The sequence below is a fragment of the Corallococcus praedator genome (assembly GCF_003612125.1).
Taxonomy (GTDB): Bacteria; Myxococcota; Myxococcia; order Myxococcales; family Myxococcaceae; genus Corallococcus; species Corallococcus praedator.
Genome location: NZ_RAWI01000767.1, coordinates 1 through 1,162, shown reverse-complemented (window position 1 = coordinate 1,162; position 1,162 = coordinate 1). Strand labels below are relative to the sequence as shown.

Below are 1,162 nucleotides of genomic sequence, written 5' to 3'. Positions count from 1 at the left end.
GGGGAGAAGCGGTTGCGACATGGGGAGGGGTCGGCGGGGTGACAGTGCGCGGTGATAGTGTCCTGTGGCGTGGCCCTCCCGGATTTGCCCCTAGCCCAGGCGTTCATGACCGCCCGAGGAAGAGCGGAGCCGGCTGGTGCCCTGCCCGCCCTCCAGGAGCGACTGGCGGCGGCGCTGGAGGCGGCCCGTCTGTCCTGGCCCGGGGTGGCGCTGGAGGGCCCGCGCTTCGCGGCGCACCTGGCCCGGTTGATCCCCGCCGAGGGCAACGAGGAGGCCTGGGGCAAGCTGCACATGACGGACGTGTACCTGGCGCGCGCGGCGGCGGACGGCCTGCCCACGGCGCTGGCCACGTTCGAGGCGCGCCTGATGCCGGAGGTGGACGCGGCGGTGTCCCGGCTGAAGCTGCCCGCGGCGGGCCTGGATGAAGTCCGCCAGTTGTTGCGGCAGCGGATGCTGGTGGGGAGCGCGGAGGCGCCGGCACGGCTGGCGGCCTATCCGGGCACGGGGCCGCTGGCGGGCTGGGTGCGCGCGGCGGCGCTGTGGCTGGCGCTGGACTGGCAGCGGCAGCGCTCGGGGCAGGCGCAGTCGGAGGACGGCGACCTGTCGATGCTGGTGGCACCCGGGGATGACCCGGAGCTGGCGTACCTGAAGCAGACATACCGGGCGGAGTTCAGCGCGTCGTTCCAGGCGGCGCTGGCGGCCCTGTCGGCGCGGCAGCGCAACTTCCTGCGGTTGAAGTACCTGGACGGGCTGGGCATCGACCAGTTGGGGGCGCTGTACGGGGTGCACCGCTCCACGGCGGCGCGGTGGGTGGTGGGAGCGCAGGAGGAGCTGTTGGACGGGACGCGCCAGCGGCTGACGGAGCGGCTGCGGCTGACGCGCTCGCAGTTGGACAGCGTGTTGCGGCTCATCTCCAGCCAGTTGGACGTGAGCCTGAGTCGGTTGTTGCGCTCCCATTCCGAGTAACGCGGCGCGCGAGCCCTGCCCTGGAAGCCAGGGGCCCGAGAAACCGGGCAGGGTGGACGCGGCCAGTGCGTTAAAGAGGGGCTGGGATGCGAACGCTCTTCATCGGGGATGTGCACGGCTGTTCCAGTGAGCTGGATGCGCTCCTGAAGGCGTGTGGCTGGAGTCCGGCGGACCGGGTGGTGCTGGTGGGGGACCT

Annotated in this window: 2 protein-coding genes; both read left to right on the top strand. The window is 72.4% G+C overall.

Translation table 11 applies throughout. The annotated features are described in order from the left end of the window. Positions 1 to 105 precede the first annotated feature (105 nt). The gene (locus D7Y13_RS41605; RefSeq protein ID WP_120534440.1) at positions 106 to 966 is read left to right on the top strand and encodes a sigma-70 family RNA polymerase sigma factor; all 861 of its coding nucleotides are present in this window, start codon (positions 106 to 108) and stop codon (positions 964 to 966) included. 86 nt (positions 967 to 1,052) lie between these two features. Next, positions 1,053 to 1,162 (top strand): metallophosphoesterase (locus D7Y13_RS48510; RefSeq protein WP_341870479.1); only part of this gene is annotated, 110 nt, incomplete at its 3' end.

What these genes read in the sequence shown, in the direction of transcription:
- D7Y13_RS41605 (WP_120534440.1), top strand. Translation starts at nt 106, where the DNA reads ATGACCGCCCGAGGAAGAGCGGAGCCGGCTGGTGCCCTGCCCGCCCTC.